Annotated in this window: 14 protein-coding genes; 10 read left to right on the forward strand and 4 right to left on the reverse strand. The window is 65.8% G+C overall.

The features are described 5' to 3' along the window. The 4 genes from VSR72_RS34460 to VSR72_RS34475 all read left to right on the forward strand — a co-directional run. The coding region (locus tag VSR72_RS34460) for an efflux RND transporter periplasmic adaptor subunit (RefSeq protein ID WP_342956730.1) at nucleotides 1-1273 on the forward strand (1273 nt) is incomplete at its 5' end. 18 nt (nucleotides 1274-1291) lie between these two features. Continuing rightward, nucleotides 1292-4426 carry an efflux RND transporter permease subunit gene (locus VSR72_RS34465; protein ID WP_342956731.1) on the forward strand — a complete coding sequence of 1045 codons (3135 nt, stop codon included), beginning with the start codon at nucleotides 1292-1294 and terminating at the stop codon, nucleotides 4424-4426. Beyond that, nucleotides 4423-7737, forward strand: a complete 3315-nt coding sequence (locus VSR72_RS34470; protein WP_342956732.1) for an efflux RND transporter permease subunit — start codon at nucleotides 4423-4425, stop codon at nucleotides 7735-7737. The genes VSR72_RS34465 and VSR72_RS34470 overlap by 4 nt, the downstream gene beginning before the upstream one ends. A 32-nt stretch (nucleotides 7738-7769) precedes the next feature. Continuing rightward, on the forward strand, nucleotides 7770-9362 hold the full coding sequence (locus tag VSR72_RS34475) for an efflux transporter outer membrane subunit (RefSeq protein WP_342956813.1): 1593 nt from the start codon (nucleotides 7770-7772) through the stop codon (nucleotides 9360-9362). A 23-nt stretch (nucleotides 9363-9385) separates the two neighbouring features. Here the strand turns inward: VSR72_RS34475 and VSR72_RS34480 are convergent, their stop codons facing one another. Together VSR72_RS34480 and nfsB are read right to left on the reverse strand one after the other, a co-directional pair. Next, nucleotides 9386-9841 (reverse strand): PACE efflux transporter, encoded by a 456-nt coding sequence (locus VSR72_RS34480; RefSeq protein WP_342956733.1) that lies wholly within the window; start codon nucleotides 9839-9841, stop codon nucleotides 9386-9388. Between the two features lie 88 nt (nucleotides 9842-9929). After that, nucleotides 9930-10580: an oxygen-insensitive NAD(P)H nitroreductase gene (nfsB, locus tag VSR72_RS34485; RefSeq protein ID WP_342956734.1), complete on the reverse strand. Its 651-nt coding sequence runs from the start codon at nucleotides 10578-10580 to the stop codon at nucleotides 9930-9932. Between the two features lie 185 nt (nucleotides 10581-10765). On the opposite strand from nfsB, the gene VSR72_RS34490 reads away from it, so the two are divergent. From VSR72_RS34490 to VSR72_RS34510, 5 genes are all read left to right on the forward strand, one after another. Beyond that, nucleotides 10766-11185, forward strand: a complete 420-nt coding sequence (locus tag VSR72_RS34490; protein ID WP_342956735.1) for a secondary thiamine-phosphate synthase enzyme YjbQ — start codon at nucleotides 10766-10768, stop codon at nucleotides 11183-11185. Nucleotides 11186-11283: 98 nt separating this feature from the next. Continuing rightward, nucleotides 11284-12006, forward strand: a complete 723-nt coding sequence (locus VSR72_RS34495; protein ID WP_342956736.1) for a dienelactone hydrolase family protein — start codon at nucleotides 11284-11286, stop codon at nucleotides 12004-12006. A gap of 125 nt (nucleotides 12007-12131) precedes the next feature. Continuing rightward, nucleotides 12132-12905, forward strand: coding sequence for a hypothetical protein (locus tag VSR72_RS34500; protein WP_342956737.1), 774 nt, complete (start codon nucleotides 12132-12134; stop codon nucleotides 12903-12905). A gap of 15 nt (nucleotides 12906-12920) precedes the next feature. Next, entirely contained in the window at nucleotides 12921-13232 is a 312-nt protein-coding gene (locus VSR72_RS34505; protein ID WP_342956738.1) for a cupin, read from the forward strand. 148 nt (nucleotides 13233-13380) lie between these two features. After that, nucleotides 13381-14085 carry a glutathione S-transferase N-terminal domain-containing protein gene (locus VSR72_RS34510; protein WP_342956739.1) on the forward strand — a complete coding sequence of 235 codons (705 nt, stop codon included), beginning with the start codon at nucleotides 13381-13383 and terminating at the stop codon, nucleotides 14083-14085. A 21-nt stretch (nucleotides 14086-14106) separates the two neighbouring features. On the opposite strand, the gene VSR72_RS34515 is transcribed toward VSR72_RS34510, so the two are convergent. Both VSR72_RS34515 and VSR72_RS34520 read right to left on the reverse strand, forming a co-directional pair. Next, nucleotides 14107-14766, reverse strand: coding sequence for a DUF4410 domain-containing protein (locus VSR72_RS34515; protein WP_342956740.1), 660 nt, complete (start codon nucleotides 14764-14766; stop codon nucleotides 14107-14109). Nucleotides 14767-14789: 23 nt separating this feature from the next. Then, entirely contained in the window at nucleotides 14790-15407 is a 618-nt protein-coding gene (locus VSR72_RS34520) for an HAD family phosphatase (RefSeq protein ID WP_342956741.1), read from the reverse strand. A gap of 157 nt (nucleotides 15408-15564) precedes the next feature. On the opposite strand from VSR72_RS34520, the gene VSR72_RS34525 reads away from it, so the two are divergent. After that, nucleotides 15565-15825 carry a hypothetical protein gene (locus VSR72_RS34525; protein ID WP_254339899.1) on the forward strand — a complete coding sequence of 87 codons (261 nt, stop codon included), beginning with the start codon at nucleotides 15565-15567 and terminating at the stop codon, nucleotides 15823-15825. Nucleotides 15826-15843 lie beyond the last annotated feature (18 nt).

Genomic DNA, 15843 nt, shown 5'->3' on the forward strand with positions numbered 1-15843 from the left:
ACCACCGCCCGCCCCTCCCCCACAGGCGCCGAAGCGCCGCCGGCTCGGCCCGCTCATTCTCGCCATCGTCGTGATCCTGCTGATCGTGCTCGTGGTCGTGCACATCATGCGCAACAAGAAGACGGAGCATGGCGCGGCGCCGCAAGTCGTGACCGTGGCCGCCGCCACGCTCGGGCCCATGCCCGTTACGCTCAACGCGCTCGGCACCGTCACGCCGATCGCCACTGTCACGGTTCTGCCGCAAATCAGCGGCTACCTCACCGAGGTGGGCTACAAGGAAGGCCAGGATGTCGTGAAGGGGCAGTTCCTCGCGCAGATCGACCCGCGCCAGTATGAGATCAGCAAGGAACAGGCGCAGGCGCAGCTCGCCAAGGACCAGGCCTTGCTCGCCCAGGCGCGTGCCGACCTCGCGCGCTACACGCAGTTGAACGAAAAGCGGTCGATCGCCGAGCAGACCTACACGGACCAGAAGTTTCTTGTCATGCAGTACGAGGCCGCGGTGAAGGCCGATCAGGCCAACGTCAGGCTGTTCGAACTCGATCTCATCTATTGCCGCATCACCGCGCCGGTGTCGGGGCGCGTGGGCCTGCGGCTCGTCGATCCGGGCAACTACGTGACCTCGTCCAGTTCCACGGGCATTGCCGTCATCACGACGATCAAGCCGACCACCGTGCAGTTCGCCATACCGCAGACCTCGCTCGGCAGCGTGCTCGATCGTGTCAACGCCGGCGCGAAGCTGCCGATCACCGTGTTCAGCAGCGACAACACGCGCCAGATCGCCACCGGCACGCTCTTCGCGCTCAGCAACCAGATGGCCACGGCCACCGGCACGGTCACGCTGCGCGCAAGCGTGCCCAACGACAACGAGGCGCTCTTTCCCAACGAGTTCGTCAACGTGAGGCTGCTCGTCGACACGCTGCAGAACGCGGTGCTCGTGCCCACGCCCGCGGTCCAGACCGGCGCGCCCGGCGACTACGTGTATCTCGTGAACACCGACAACACCGTGTCGGTCCACAAGGTCACGCTCGGGCCGAGCGACGGCCGCAACACCGTGATCTCCGCGGGGTTACAGCAGGGTCAGCGTGTCGTGACCGACGGCCTCGACCGCCTCAACGACGGCGCGAAGATCCAGCCCGCAGGGCCCAGGCCCGCCACGCACGCGGGCGCAGCCAGTGCTGCGCACCATGGCAGCGCGCCCAGCGCGTCGAGCGCCCCTGGCGCCACGGCGCCGAACGCCTCCGACGCGAGCGCCGCGGCCTCGCAAGCCGGTTAAGCCCCAGACCCAGCGCCGATGAATATTTCGCGTCTCTTCATCCTGCGGCCGGTCGCGACTTCGCTCCTGATGATCGCGATGGTGCTGATCGGCCTCGTCGCGATGAAGTTCCTGCCGGTTTCCTCGCTGCCCGCGGTGGACTACCCCACCATCCAGGTGCAGACCTTCTATCCGGGCGCAAGCCCGAACGTGATGGCGACCACCGTCACGGCGCCGCTCGAAGTGCAGCTCGGTGAAATCCCGGGCCTGCAGCAGATGATCTCGTACAGCTCCGAGGGCGCCTCGGTCATCACGCTGCAGTTCGACCTCTCGCTGAGCCTGGATGTGGCCGAGCAGAACGTGCAGCAGGCCATCAACGCAGCCAACAGCTTCCTGCCGAGCGGCCTGCCCGCGCCGCCGACCTACGCCAAGGTCAACCCGGCCGATCAGCCCATCCTCACGCTCGCGATCACGTCGAAGTCGATGTCGCTCACGCAGTTGCAGGACGCGGCCAACAACCGACTCGCCACGAAGATTTCCGAAGTGCCGGGCGTGGGCCTCGTCACCACGGCGGGCGGCAACGTGCCCGCCGTGCGCGTGGAGGCCGACCCGCAAAAGCTCGCCGCCTACGGCCTGAATCTCGACGACCTGCGCACGCTCCTCGCCAACGTGAACGTGAGCAACCCGAAGGGCAATTTCGACGGCCCCGAGCTCAACTACACGATCAATTCGAACGACCAGATCTCGGACCCGAAGGACTACGAAGACACCGTCGTCGCCTACCAGAACGGCTCGCCCGTGTTCATGCGCGACGTCGCGCGCGTGTCCACCGCCGCGCAGGACGTGGAGCGCGGCGCCTGGTACAACAAGGCGCCCGCCATCGTGCTGAACGTGCAGCGCCAGCCGGGCGCGAACGTGATCGCCACGGTCAACCAGATCATGAAGCAGTTGCCGCAGCTCGAAGCGGCGCTGCCGGCGGGCATGCAGGTCACCGTGGTGTCGAACAGCGTGGGCGTGATCCGCGCTTCGGTGAGCGACGCGGCCTTCGAACTCGTGCTCGCCGTGGCGCTCGTGGTGGCCGTGATCTTCGTGTTCCTGCGCAATCTGCCCGCCACCATCATTCCGAGCATATCGGTGCCGGTCTCGCTGATCGGCACGCTCGCGATCATGTACGAGCTGGGCTACTCGATCGACAACCTCTCGCTCATGGCGCTCATCATCGCCACGGGCTTCGTCGTGGACGACTCGATCGTGATGATCGAGAACATCGTGCGCTACCTGGAGGAAGGCGACAAACCGTTGCAGGCGGCGTTAAAAGGCGCGGGGCAGATCGGCTTCACGATTCTCTCGCTGACCATTTCGCTCATTGCCGTGCTGATTCCGCTGCTCTTCATGGGCGGCGTGATCGGACGGCTCTTCAGCGAGTTCGCCGTCACGCTCGCGGTGACCATCGTGCTTTCCGCTGTGGTCTCGCTCACCGTCGTGCCGATGATGTGCGCGCGCATCCTCCGTGCTCAGGCCGAGCGCCACCCCAGCCGTTTCGAGCGCATCAGCGAAGGGCTGTTCAACAAGACGCTCAACGCCTATGAGCGCGGCCTGCGCTGGGTGCTCGACCACCAGTTGCTCACGCTCATCGTATTCCTGGTGACGGTGGTGCTCACCGGGCTGCTTTACGTCGTGATTCCGAAGGGCCTTTTTCCGGTGCAGGACGTGGGCGTGCTGCAAGGCATCAGCGTGGCCGACAACTCCATCTCCTACCAGGCGATGGTGCGGCGCCAGTCCGCGCTCGCCGAGGAAATTCTCAAGGACCCCGATGTCGTTTCGCTCACTTCGTACGTGGGCATCGACGGCATCAACAACACGCTCAACAACGGGCGCTTCCTCATCAACCTGAAGCCGCACGACGACCGCTCCGAAACCGCCGACGAGATCGGGCGGCGCATTCAGCAGTCGGTGGCGAAGGTGGCGGGCGTGCGCCTTTACATTCAGCCCGAGCAGGACCTCACGCTCGACACCACGGTCTCGCGCAACCAGTACAACTTCGTGCTGCGCGGGCCGAGCCAGGAGGCGTTCGACCAGTACGTGCCCCAGCTGCTTGCGCGCATGAAGCAGATCCCGTCGATCCGCGACGTCACGAGCGATCTCAACACGGATGGGCTTTCCGTCAATGTCGAAGTGAACCGCCAGCTAGCGGCGCGTTACGGCATCACGGCCGCAACCATCGACAACGCGCTTTATGACGCGCTGGGCCAGCGCATCGTTTCCACCATCTTCCAGCAGTCGGACCAGTACCGCGTGATTCTCGTGGCGAAGCCCGAGGCGCTGCCCACGGTCGAATCGCTCGGCGACCTCTATCTGCCGAGCCAGACGAGCAGCGAAGGCCAGGTGCCGCTCAAGGGCATTGCGAAGATCAGCATCACGCGCTCGCCGCTCATGATCAGCCACCTCGCGCAGTTCCCGTCGGTGACGATCTCGTTCAATCTCGCCGACGGCGCCTCGCTCTCCGCCGCCGTGCGCGACGTACGCAAGGCCGAGGCCGCCGTAAGCCTGCCGCCCTCGATCACCTCGTCGTTCCAGGGCGCGGCGCAGGCGTTCGAGGATTCGCTCTCCAGCGAGGTGTATCTGCTGATCGCGGCGCTCGTGGCCGTGTATATCGTGCTGGGCGTGCTTTACGAGAGCTATGTGCACCCGGTCACGATCCTGTCGACGCTGCCTTCGGCCGGTATTGGCGCGCTGCTCGCGCTGATGATCGCGGGCAAGGATCTCGACGTGATCGGCATTATCGGCATCGTGCTCCTGATCGGCATCGTCAAGAAGAACGCCATCATGATGGTGGACTTCGCGCTCGAAGCCGAACGCGTGCAAGGCAAGCCGGCGCGCGAGGCGATTTTCGAAGCGTCGCTCTTGCGTTTCCGGCCGATTCTCATGACCACACTCGCGGCCATGCTCGGCGCGCTGCCCATGCTGCTCGGCAGCGGCACGGGCTCGGAGCTGCGCCGCCCGCTGGGTCTTGCGATCATCGGCGGCCTCACGCTTTCGCAGATGCTCACGCTCTTCACGACGCCCGTGATCTATCTGTACTTCGACCGCCTGGCCGAACGCTTTGGCCGCAAGCGCAAGCCGGAAAGCAATGTGGACGGTGACGCGCCAACCGCGCCCGAGGGCACGCCGTGAACCTCTCGGCGCTCTTCATCCGGCGGCCGGTCGCGACCTCTCTCCTCGCGATCGCGATCCTCATTTCGGGGGCGCTCGCCTTTTTCCGGCTGCCGGTCGCGCCGCTGCCCAACATCGCCTACCCGGTGATCGTGGTGCAGGCCAACATGGCGGGCGCGAGCCCGGACATCATGGCGTCCACCGTGGCCGAGCCGCTGGAGCGGCGCCTCGGCACGATCGCCGATGTGAGCCAGCTCACGTCGATCAGCAACACCGGCACGGCGATCATCGTGGTGGTGTTCGGCCTGAACCGCGACATCAACGGCGCGGCGCGCGATGTGGAAGCGGCCATTCAAGCCGCGCGCGCCGACTTGCCCACCACGCTGCGCAGCAACCCGACCTATCGCCAGTACAACCCCGCGAGCGCGCCGATCATGGTGCTCGCGCTCACGTCGGACACGCTCACCAAGGCGCAGCTTTACGACTCCGCCGATTCGGTCATCCAGCAGCAGCTCTCGCAGGTGGACGGCGTGGGCCAGATCACACTGGGCGGCGGCGCGCTGCCCTCGGTACGCGTGGAGTTGGAGCCGAGCAAGCTCAACAGTTACGGCATTGGCCTCGAAGACGTGCGCGCGGCCATTGGCGCGGCCAACGCGAACAGCGCGAAAGGCCATATCGACCAGGGCAACCAGCGCTATACGGTGCTCTCAAACGACCAGATCAGCAAGGCCGCGCCGTTTCGCGACGTGGTGATTGCCTATCGCAACGGCTCGCCCGTGTTCCTTCGCGACGTGGCTTCGGTCATCGACTCCAACGAAAACATCCGCAACGCGGGCCTCTACAACGGCAAGTCCGCCGTGCTCGTGATCGTCTACCCGATGCCGGGCAGCAACGTCGTGAAGACGGTGCAGCAGATCCGCGCGCGCCTGCCCTCCATCGAGGCCGCGCTGCCCGCCACGATCAAGGTGAACGTGGCGATCGACCGCTCCGAGTCCGTACGCGCCTCCGTGGCCGACACCGAACGCACGCTCTTCATCGCCGTGCTGCTCGTGATCGGCGTGGTGTTCGTGTTCCTGCTCTCGCCGCGCGCCACGCTCATTCCGGCCGTAGCGCTGCCGCTTTCCATCGTCGGCACGTTCGGGCCCATGTACCTGCTCGGCTACAGCATCGACAATCTTTCGCTCATGGCGCTCACCATCGGCACGGGCTTCGTGGTGGACGACGCCGTGGTGGTGCTGGAGAACATCGTGCGCCATATCGAGGCCGGCATGGACCCGAAGGAAGCGGCGCTCAAAGGCGCGGGCGAAGTGGGCTTCACGGTGCTTTCCATGAGCCTTTCGCTCATCGCCGTATTCCTGCCCATTCTGCTCATGCCCGGCATCGTGGGCCTGCTGTTTCACGAGTTCGCGATGACGCTCTCCATCGCGATCCTCATCTCGCTTGTGATCTCGCTCACCGTCACGCCCACCATGTGCGCCTACGTCCTCAAGCGCGAAGCGCTGCACCGCAAGCCCTCGCGCGCGGCCGTGTGGATCGACGCGCAGTTCGAGCGCTTCAAGCAGTTCTACTCGCGCACGCTCGACGTGGCGCTCAATCACGCGCGGCTCACGATCTTCATCCTGTTCGCGCTGCTGATCGGCAATGTGTTTCTCGCGCGGCTGCTTTCCGGCACGTTCTTCCCCGAGCAGGACACGGGCATTCTGATCGGGCAGATCATCGCGGACCAGAGCATTTCGTTCACGGCGATGGAGAAGAAGCTCGCGCAATTGCAGGCCATCGTGAAAGCCGATCCCGCCGTGCAATCCGTGGCGGGCTTCACGGGCGGACGCGCGCTCAATTCGGCCACGGTGTTCGTCGAGTTGAAGCCGATCGGCGAACGCCGCCTGTCTGCCACCGAAGTCGTGAACCGCCTGCGCCCCAAGCTCAACGCGGTTTCGGGTGCGCGGCTTTTCATGCAGGCGCAGCAGGACCTGCAGATCGGCGGGCGGCAGTCGGCGGCCGAGTATCAGTACACGCTCACGAGCGACGACGCCGACGCCCTCTTCACCTGGGTACCGCGTCTCGTGGACGAACTGAACAAGCACCGCGGCCAGATGTCGGATGTGAACTCGGACCTTCAGCAAAACGGTCTGGAGGCCTACATGACGGTGCAGCGCACGACCGCCAAGCGCTACGGTTTCGATCCGAACCAGGTGGACAACGTGCTCTACGACGCCTTCGGCCAGCGCACCGTTTCGACCATCTACAACGCGATCAACCAGTACTTCGTCGTGATGGAAGTGGCGCCGCAATACTGGCAGTTTCCGCAGTCGTTTCAGGATATCTGGCTGAGCACGGCGGCGGGCAATGCGAGCGGCGCCGCGCAAACGCAGATGCCGTCGAGCGTCATCTCGGGCGTCACGCCTTTTACTGCCGTGACCACGACCAGCAACACGAGCAGCAACACCAACGAGCGCAACGCCAACGCGGTCGCCAACCAGCAGAACAATGCGATCGCCAACAGCAAGGGCGGCAGTTCCAGCGGCAGCGCGGACAGCACGGCCGCTGAGACCATGGTGCCGCTCATGGCGCTCATGGACTGGAAAACGCGCCATACGGCCACGCAGGTCAATCACCAGGGCACGGAAGTGGCGGGCACGATCTCGTTCAACCTGCCCCAAGGCGGCTCGCTTTCCGAGGCCGGCACGATCATCGAGCAGGCCGAGCGCGACATCGGCATGCCCGCCTCCATTCACGGCGCGTTCGCGGGCGCGGCGCAGGCTTACGCGCAGTCGATGGGCGTCGTGCCGCTGCTCATTGTCGCCGCGCTCGCCGTGGTCTATATCGTGCTGGGCGTGCTGTACGAAAACACCATCCACCCGCTCACGATCCTTTCCACGCTGCCCTCGGCCGGCATCGGCGCTATTCTCGCCATGCTGATCTTCGGCACGCCGTTCTCGGTGATCGCGATGATCGGCATCATCCTGCTCATCGGTATCGTGAAGAAGAACGGCATCATGATGGTCGACGTCGCCATCCAGTTGCAGCGCAACGAAGGCATGGAGGCGCGCCGCGCGATTCACGAAGCCGCCGTGGTGCGCCTGCGCCCGATCATGATGACGACCTTCGCCGCCGTGCTTGGCGCGCTGCCGCTCGCCATCGGTATCGGCCAGGGCGCTTCGCTGCGCCAGCCGCTCGGCGTGACGGTGATGGGCGGCCTGCTCCTGAGCCAGGTCTTTACCCTCTACACCACACCAGTGATTTACCTGTTCCTCGACCGCCTGCGCGCGCGCCTCGCGCGCTGGGCCGCGCGCCTGCCGTGGAATCGCCAGGCCGATGAGAGCGCATCATGATGAAGACTTCCCTGACCCGATCGCTCACGCGAATGTTGATTTCCGCCGCTTCCAGAAACACGAGTACGCGCACGCGTCTGCTGCCGCTAAGCCCCCTCGCTGCTGCGCTGCTGCTCGCGGGCTGCATGGTCGGGCCGGATTACCACCGGCCCGAGGTCGCCACGCCCGCCACCTGGAAGGAGCTGCCCGGCTGGACCCAGGCCGAGCCCGAAGCGGCCCAGGGCCCCAAGGGCGAATGGTGGACCGCGTTCAATGACCCGCTGCTCGATGAACTGGAGCCGCTCGTCGAGGTATCGAACCAGACCGTGCGGCAAAGCTACGCGAACTACCAGGAAGCGCTCGCCGAAGTGCGTGTCGCGCGTGCGAGCCTCTTCCCGACCATCGGCGTTACCGGCTCGCTCGCGCGCGAGCGCTCCTCCACCGGCACGCTCAGCAGCGTGAGCAGCATCACTTCGACGCCGAGCGGCGCGCGCATCGTCAACGGCGGCACGCTCGAAGCGAACGCGAGCTGGGACATCGACCTGTGGGGCCAGGTGCGCCGCCAGATCGAGGAACAGTCGGCCACGGCACAGGCAAGCGAAGCGACGCTCGCCAACGCTACGTTATCCGAACAAATCGCACTGGCGAACGCGGTGATCAATCTGCGTATCGCTGACGCGGATATCGACCTGCTCACGAACACCGTTAAGGCGTACACGGACTTCCTGCGCGTGGTGGCCAACCAGGACCAGGCGGGCACCGTCCCGCCGTCCGACCTGATTTCCGCGCGCACGCAGCTCGAATCCGCACGCGCGAGCCTGATCGCGCTGGGCGTGGCGCGCGCGCAATACGAGCACGCCATTGCGGTGCTTGTGGGCCGCAACCCCGAAGAGGTCGATATCCCGCACAGCACGCAGCTTCCCGCGCTGCCCGCCATTCCTGCCGGCGTGCCCTCCACGCTGCTGCAACGCCGCCCGGACATCTCGACCGCCGAACGCCAGATGGCGTCGGCCAACGCGGCGATAGGCGTGGCAGTGGCCGCGTACTATCCGTCGATCTCACTCACCGCCCTCGACGGGTTCACGCAGTCGCCGCTTTCGGGCCTGCTGCATATCAGCAACTATGTCTGGTCGCTAGGCGCGAGCGCGACCCAGACGATCTTCGACGGCGGCCTGCGCAGCGGCCAGGTGGCGGCGGCACGCGCGAGCTATGACGCCGCGGTGGCCAACTATCGCGGCACGGTGCTCACGGCGTTCCAGGGTGTGGAGAACGATCTGTCGGGGCTGCGCATCCTCGCGCAGCAGGCTGAAGTGCTCGACGCCGCCGTGCGCGACGCCACGCACGGCGCGCAGATCGCGCAAAACGAATACGAAGCGGGCACCGTGGACTACACGACGGTCGCCACGGCGCTCGCCACGCAGGTGACCAATCAGCAGAGCGCGCTCAACGTGCACCAGCAGCGGCTGCTCGATACGGCTTCGCTGATCGGCGACCTGGGCGGCGGCTGGTCCGGGCAACTGCACGATGCGCAGCATCCGGCGCGGGCGGTGACGCCGGCTTCCGATGCGGCTGCGACGGGCGCGAGTGCGAGCGGCCCAGCAAACGTGGAAGCGAGCCGTACGCAGGGTGCTGCTGCGAGTCCCTGATCGAGAGAGCGAAAGCGCCCGCGCTACGCGCGCGGCTCCGCCTCCGAAGCGGTCGTCACCGGCATGGCGGAGGCCGGCAGGCCGAACACGGCATCGAAAATCAGGTTGTAGATGTAGTTGTAGACGAGAAAGAACACCGAGAGGCCGATATCCATCGCGAACGCCTCGATCAACGTGACTTGCAGCGTGAGCGCGATCATCGGCACGAGCAGCACCACGAGGCCGCCCTCGAAGCCGACCGCGTGCGCAATGCGGCGCGCGACACTGCGGCCGCGTTTCGTCTGGCGCGCTTCCCAGCGCTCGAACAGCAGGTTGTAGACGAAGTTCCAGCCCACCGCAACCAGCGACGAAAACACCGCCGCTGCGCCCGCGCGGTTCATGCCGCTGCCCGAGAGCGAAGAGAAGCTCGTGCCGGTAATCAGGATCGCGATGCCCTCGAACAACGTGACGTACACGATCCGGCGTTTGATTCCCTGCATGGACGAATGCTCCTGATGCGGCTGCCGCGTGGCTTCGGGCGACGTCAATCGCCGCGATTCTCACGAATGCGGCGCGATGCTTCGCCTCTCAACCGAGATCGGTGAATACCGAAGCCGCGGTCAAACGCGACTTGGGCAGCTTCGCGTTGAAGTCATCGGTGCTGCGGTAGCCGAGGCCGACCACCACGAGCGCCGTGAGGCCTTGCTCGCACAGGCCCAGTTCCTCGTCGAGCGCCTTTGCGTCGAAGCCTTCCATCGGGCAGGCGTCGATTTCGAGCGTCGATGCGCCGATCAGCAGCGTGCCGAGCGCGAGATACGCCTGCTTCTCCATCCACGCCGGCAGGTCGTTGCGCTCGCGATGCAGGTTCACGTAGAACGAGCGCGTCTTTTCCTGACCCGCCTTCGCTTCGGCGTTCGCGAAACGGCCGTCCGCTTCTTCCTGCGCGAGCACTTCGGCGAGGTGGGCTTCGTCCATGTCGGTGCGCACGCACAACACCACGACGTGCGAGGCGCGCGTGACCTTCGGTTCGTTGTACGCGAAACCTTCCATGCCCTTGGCGATACGCGCGCGCGCAGCGTCGCTTTCCGCCAGCACGAAGTGCCACGGCTGCGAATTCACCGACGAGGGGCTGAAGCGGATCAGCTCCTTGAGTTCGTCGATGACAGCGGCGGGAATCTTGCGGGCGGGATCGAACGCCTTGGTGGCGTGGCGGGCTTTCGCGAAGCGGGTGAGGTTCAAGCGGTTTTCTCCTTCGTATCGATCTATGGCCGAGGTTTGATCGGCAAGGCCGACATCGTACCAGCATCGCACGCGAGCAGCGGGAGCGCTCTGCGCGCCGGGCGCGCCTGCGCTATGCTTAAAGGCTGCAATCGCCGCGACGGCTCACTAGCTGCGCGCCGCCGCCCGCCAGGAGAATAACGATCATGCGCCAGGCTATCCATCATCTGCCGGTGAGCACGCGCACGCGCGGGCTCGTCGAAATCAGCCATGAGGTGCGCGCTTTCGTGCGCGAGCAGCGCATCGCCACCGGTTTGCTCACCGTCTTTTGCCGCCACACTTCGGCGTCGCTCGTGATCCAGGAAAACGCCGATCCCTCGGTGCGCCGCGATCTCGAACGTTACTTCGAGCAGCTCGCCCCCGAAGATCCGCAGCGCTACGAACACGACACCGAAGGCCCCGACGACATGCCCGCGCATTTGCGCTCGGCGCTCACGCACACGCAGCTCTCCATTCCGGTCGAGCACGGCGGTCCCGTGCTGGGCACGTGGCAAGGCATCTATGTATTCGAACATCGCCGCGCGGCGCACACGCGCGATATCGTGCTGCATCTGATCGGTGAATGAGCCCGTCATGAGCACCGTCAGGTGCATACACACAAATCCCGTGAGCAAGCGCTATGCTTGCGTCTTTCGTTCAACCGATTCACCGAGGGTTGCCCCAAATGAAACAGTCCGCCGGTTCCATGATTTCCTTTACCCGCCCTGACGGCCAGTCGCTCCAGGGTTATCTCGCCAAGCCGGAAAAGACCGAAGGCGCGCCCGCCATCGTCGTGATCCAGGAGTGGTGGGGCTTGAACGACCAGATTCGCGGCGTGGCCGACCGGCTCGCGCAGGCGGGCTACCTCGCGCTCGTGCCCGACCTCTATCGCGGCAAGATGACGGTCGAACAGGAGGAAGCCCATCACCTGATGACGGGCCTCGACTTCGCGGACGCGGCCTCGCAGGACGTATTCGGTGCGGTCAATTACCTGAAGACGCTCACGGACCGTGTAGGCGTGACGGGCTACTGCATGGGCGGCGCGCTCACGCTGCTCGCGGCGACCATGATCCCGGGCCTGTCGGGCGCCGTAGTGTGGTACGGCTTCCCGCCGCTCGAATATATCGACGCGAGCAAGATCACTGCGCCGATCCTCGGCCACTTCGCGACCCAGGACCAGGCGTTCAGCATCGAAACCGTGGCGGAGCTCGAAACGAAGCTCAAGGGCGCCAACGTCGACGTCGAATTCCATCGCTATCTCGCGCACCACGCGTTCGCGAACGAGACCGCGGTGGGCCCGACCCGCATCGCCATCACGCAGTACGACCCGATCTGGGCGCAACTCGCGTGGGACCGCTCGCTGACGTTCTGGGGCCGCACGCTGTGGCCGCAACGCGCGGCGAAGTGAAGCGCTGACAGCGGCGCGCGTTCACGCGCGGTTCTGTCGTAGAATCGGCGTCGCCCCGCCTCGCGCGGGCGACGCCGATTTGCATTGCAGCGCCTTCGTCCCTCTCACGCCCTTGCGGAGACTCCATGACGCCGCTCATCCTTCAGCGCCCCGCGCTTCTGTTCGTCTTCCTGATTCTGGTGCTGCCGCTTGCCGCCGCGCTGGGCGCGAGCGTGCTGCACCGATACTTCCCGCTCGCCGAGGAGGCGCGCGAGAACTACAAGATCGTGCAGGGCGCGACGCTCACGCTGCTCGCGCTCTTGATCGGCTTCACGCTTTCGATGGCCGTGAGCCGCTATGACCAGCGCAAGAACCTGGAGGAAGAGGAAGCCAATGCGATCGGCACGGAGTACCTGCGCGCCGACCTGCTCGGCGGCGAGGCGGCGGCCAAAACCCAGGCGCTGCTCGCGCGCTACCTTCAGGCGCGCGTCCAGTTTTACGTAGTGCACGAACCCGGCGCACTCGACCAGATCAACCGCAACACCAGCGAGCTACAGACGCAGCTCTGGGCGAGCGTGCGCGACGCCGCAAAGGCGCAGCCGAATCCGATCATGGCGCTCGTCGTCGGCGGCATGAACGACGTCATCAATTCGCAGGGCTACACGCAGGCCGCGTGGATCAATCGCATTCCCGTCGCCGCGTGGGCGCTGATGATCGTCATCGCCATCTTCAGCAACCTGATGCAGGGCTACGGCGCGCACGGCCAGGTCGGCAGGCGCGTGCTGCTGCTCGTGCTGCCCATTACGGTGACACTGTCGCTCACGCTCATCGCCGATATCGACAGCCCGCGCGGCGGCTTGATTCGCGTCGCGCCGCTCAATCTGATGAGCCTGGCTCAATCCATCCCTGCGACTCCTTGAGCGCCAGGTACTGCAATGAAAGTCATCCGCTCGAAAACCTTCACCGCCAGCCGCCCCTGGGGCGCGCTCGACATCGCCAACATGAACGGCACCACGGTGCGCCTGCACTGGACCGACCAGCCGTACAAATGGCACGTCAACGACGGCGAGGAAGTGTTCGCCGTGCTCGGCGGCGTGGTCGACATGCATTACCGCGAAGACGGCGCTGAGCAGGTCGTGGTGCTCGAAGCGGGCGACGTGTTCTTCGCGGGCGTGGGCTGCGAGCATGTCGCGCATCCGCGCGGCGAGGCGCGCATTCTCGTGGTCGAGCGTGAAGGCAGCGTGTAAGCCTCGAAGTTCACGCAATGTGGTCAAAAGACGGCGCACGCCATTTCCACTAAACTTGGCGGCCTGACTCCACTCCCGCCTCTCGATCTGGCCGCGGCGCGCCTTCCAGCGCCCTCGTCCCGCCGCCGAAGGCCTTCCAGGACCTCGCATGAACGACCTTTCCGCGTTTCCCATCACCCGCAAGTGGCCGGCGCTTCATCCCGAGCGCATCCAGCTCTATTCGCTGCCCACGCCCAATGGCGTCAAGGTCTCGATCATGCTGGAGGAAAGCGGCCTGCCCTACGAGCCGCATCTGGTGCGCTTCGACACGAACGACCAGATGTCGCCGGAATTCCTCTCGCTGAGCCCCAATAACAAGATTCCCGCGATCCTCGATCCGAACGGCCCGGGCGGCGCGCCGCTCGCGCTCTTCGAGTCGGGCGCGATCCTCATTTATCTCGCCGACAAGTGCGGCCGCTTCCTCGCACGCGAAGGCGCGGCGCGCTACGAGACGATCCAGTGGGTCATGTTCCAGATGGGCGGCATCGGCCCGATGTTCGGCCAAGTGGGCTTCTTCCACAAGTTCGCGGGCAAGGAGTACGAGGACAAGCGTCCGCGCGACCGCTACGTCGCCGAATCGCGGCGCCTGCTCGCCGTGCTCGACCAGCGTCTTGAAGGGCGCAAGTGGATCATGGGCGACGAGTACACCATCGCCGACATCGCCACGTTTGGTTGGGTGCGCAACCTTGTTGGCTTTTACGAAGCCGGCGACCTCGTGGGTTATGCCGACTTCAAGAACGTTGCGCGCGTGCTCGCGGCATTCGTCGCACGGCCGGCGGTCGAGCGCGGGCTCAACATTCCGCCGCGCGGCTAATCACGCTGGACACTCGCGGCGTCATTGCGGCGCCGCTTTCACGCGCGCCGCGACCGAGTCGGCCACTTCGGCTGCCGCGCGGTCCACGTTCTTGCGGTCGTCGGCGCGCGCGAGCACGAATTTGGCCGCGGCCACATAGGGATTGAGCTTGATCGCCGCGCCGGCGCCCGGCTTCGCGTGGCTCGACTCGCTGTCGATCACCTGATACAGCGGTTGCGGCGCTTGGGTGGCGAGGTCGTCCACGGCCACCGCCAGTTCGATCTGGCTCGCACCCGAGCCGAAGCCCACCACCGCCCGCCGCATGCTGTTGCCTTCGTCCACGCTCAGGAATACGCCGCGCACCAGCCAGCCCTGCGCGGGCAGCGGCGCGCCAGCAGGCAGGCGGCGCGCGTCGAGGCCCTTCGCGCGCAGGTCGCTCACCAGCGCATCGGCCATTTTCGTGACGACCTGACCGGCTTGCTGCTGCGGGTCCCGGTGGCGCAGGAACGGTCTTGGCAGCAGCCCGCCCGCGTGCTCGCGCGCACTCTCCACAGGATTCGAATCCTGCTTGACGTTGGCCGCGTCGAGTTCAAAATCCGTCACGTAGACGAGCGGCGCGCCGGGCTGTTGCGCCGGGGCGAGCGGCGCGAACGCACACAGCCAGAGCGCCGCGACCAGGTTCCAGTGCCATTGCATCTTCATCACAAGCTCCCGTATGTTCGTCATCAACCGTCGATCAACCCGAGGCGCGCAAGATCCTGCGCGAGCGTGCCGGCCTCGATGAAGTGGCACGCCTGCAAACCCGCGTCGAGCGCGCCCGTGACGTTCGCTTCGCTGTCGTCGATGAAAAGCGTTTCCTGCGGCTGCGCGCCAAGCTGCGCCACGCAGCCAAGATAGGTCTGCGCAGCGGGCTTGACCGCGCCGAACGTCGCCGACGAATAGATCTGCGAACCGAAAAGCCGCGCAACCGGCGGATTCAGATAGTCGAGGTGATGCGTGACAAGCGAGCAGTTGTTGGTCAGCACGGCAATGCGGCACCGCGCGGCCACGCGGTGCGCGAGCGCTAGCGCCGCCTCGTTCGGCGTGATCGAGGCACGCCGCGAAGCGAGCCAGACGTCGCGCCCCACCTCGCAGCCGAGCAAGGCGCCAAGTGCGCGCAGATAGGCGTCTGGGTCGAGTTCACCCGCGTCGGCGCGCGCTTCGAGGCCCGAGCCCCAGATCGCGTGACGCACGGCTGCGGGCTGCGCGCCGGTGGCCGCCGCGAGGCTCGCCACACGCGCGTCGCGGTCGTAGTGGGAGAGCACGCCTTCCATGTCGAACAGGACTACGCCGATCGCCGCCATCTGCCGCTCCCGCCACGCAATGTCCAACCACGGTCCGCCCGCATCCGCAGCCGATCATACCGCCGGCCCGCGCCAGGCGGCGCAAAAGCAGGCACAAGCCCGGCACGCGATGATCGCGCCCCCAAACCGTCAATCGATTTTGGGTAAACTGGAACGCATGGACACCTGCCGTTACTGCGGAAAACTGCGCGACGAATGGGATTGCCACGGGCCAGCGTGCCGCCAGGCGATCGCGCAGGCGCTGCGCCGCCAGCGCAAGGGGCTGCCGATGGTCGCGAACGTGATTCGCAACGAAATCCCCGCCGACGCCACCACCGGCCAGATCATCACCGTGCTTTCGCGCCAGCGCCAGCGTGCGCGGCGCGGTAACGAGGAACGGCGCGAGCGCAAGGCGCTCGATATCCCCGAAAGCGAGTAAGGCACCCGCTGAACCTCG

Origin of the sequence: Paraburkholderia sp. JHI869, assembly GCF_038900775.1 — a bacterium.
GTDB lineage: Bacteria > Pseudomonadota > Gammaproteobacteria > Burkholderiales > Burkholderiaceae > Paraburkholderia.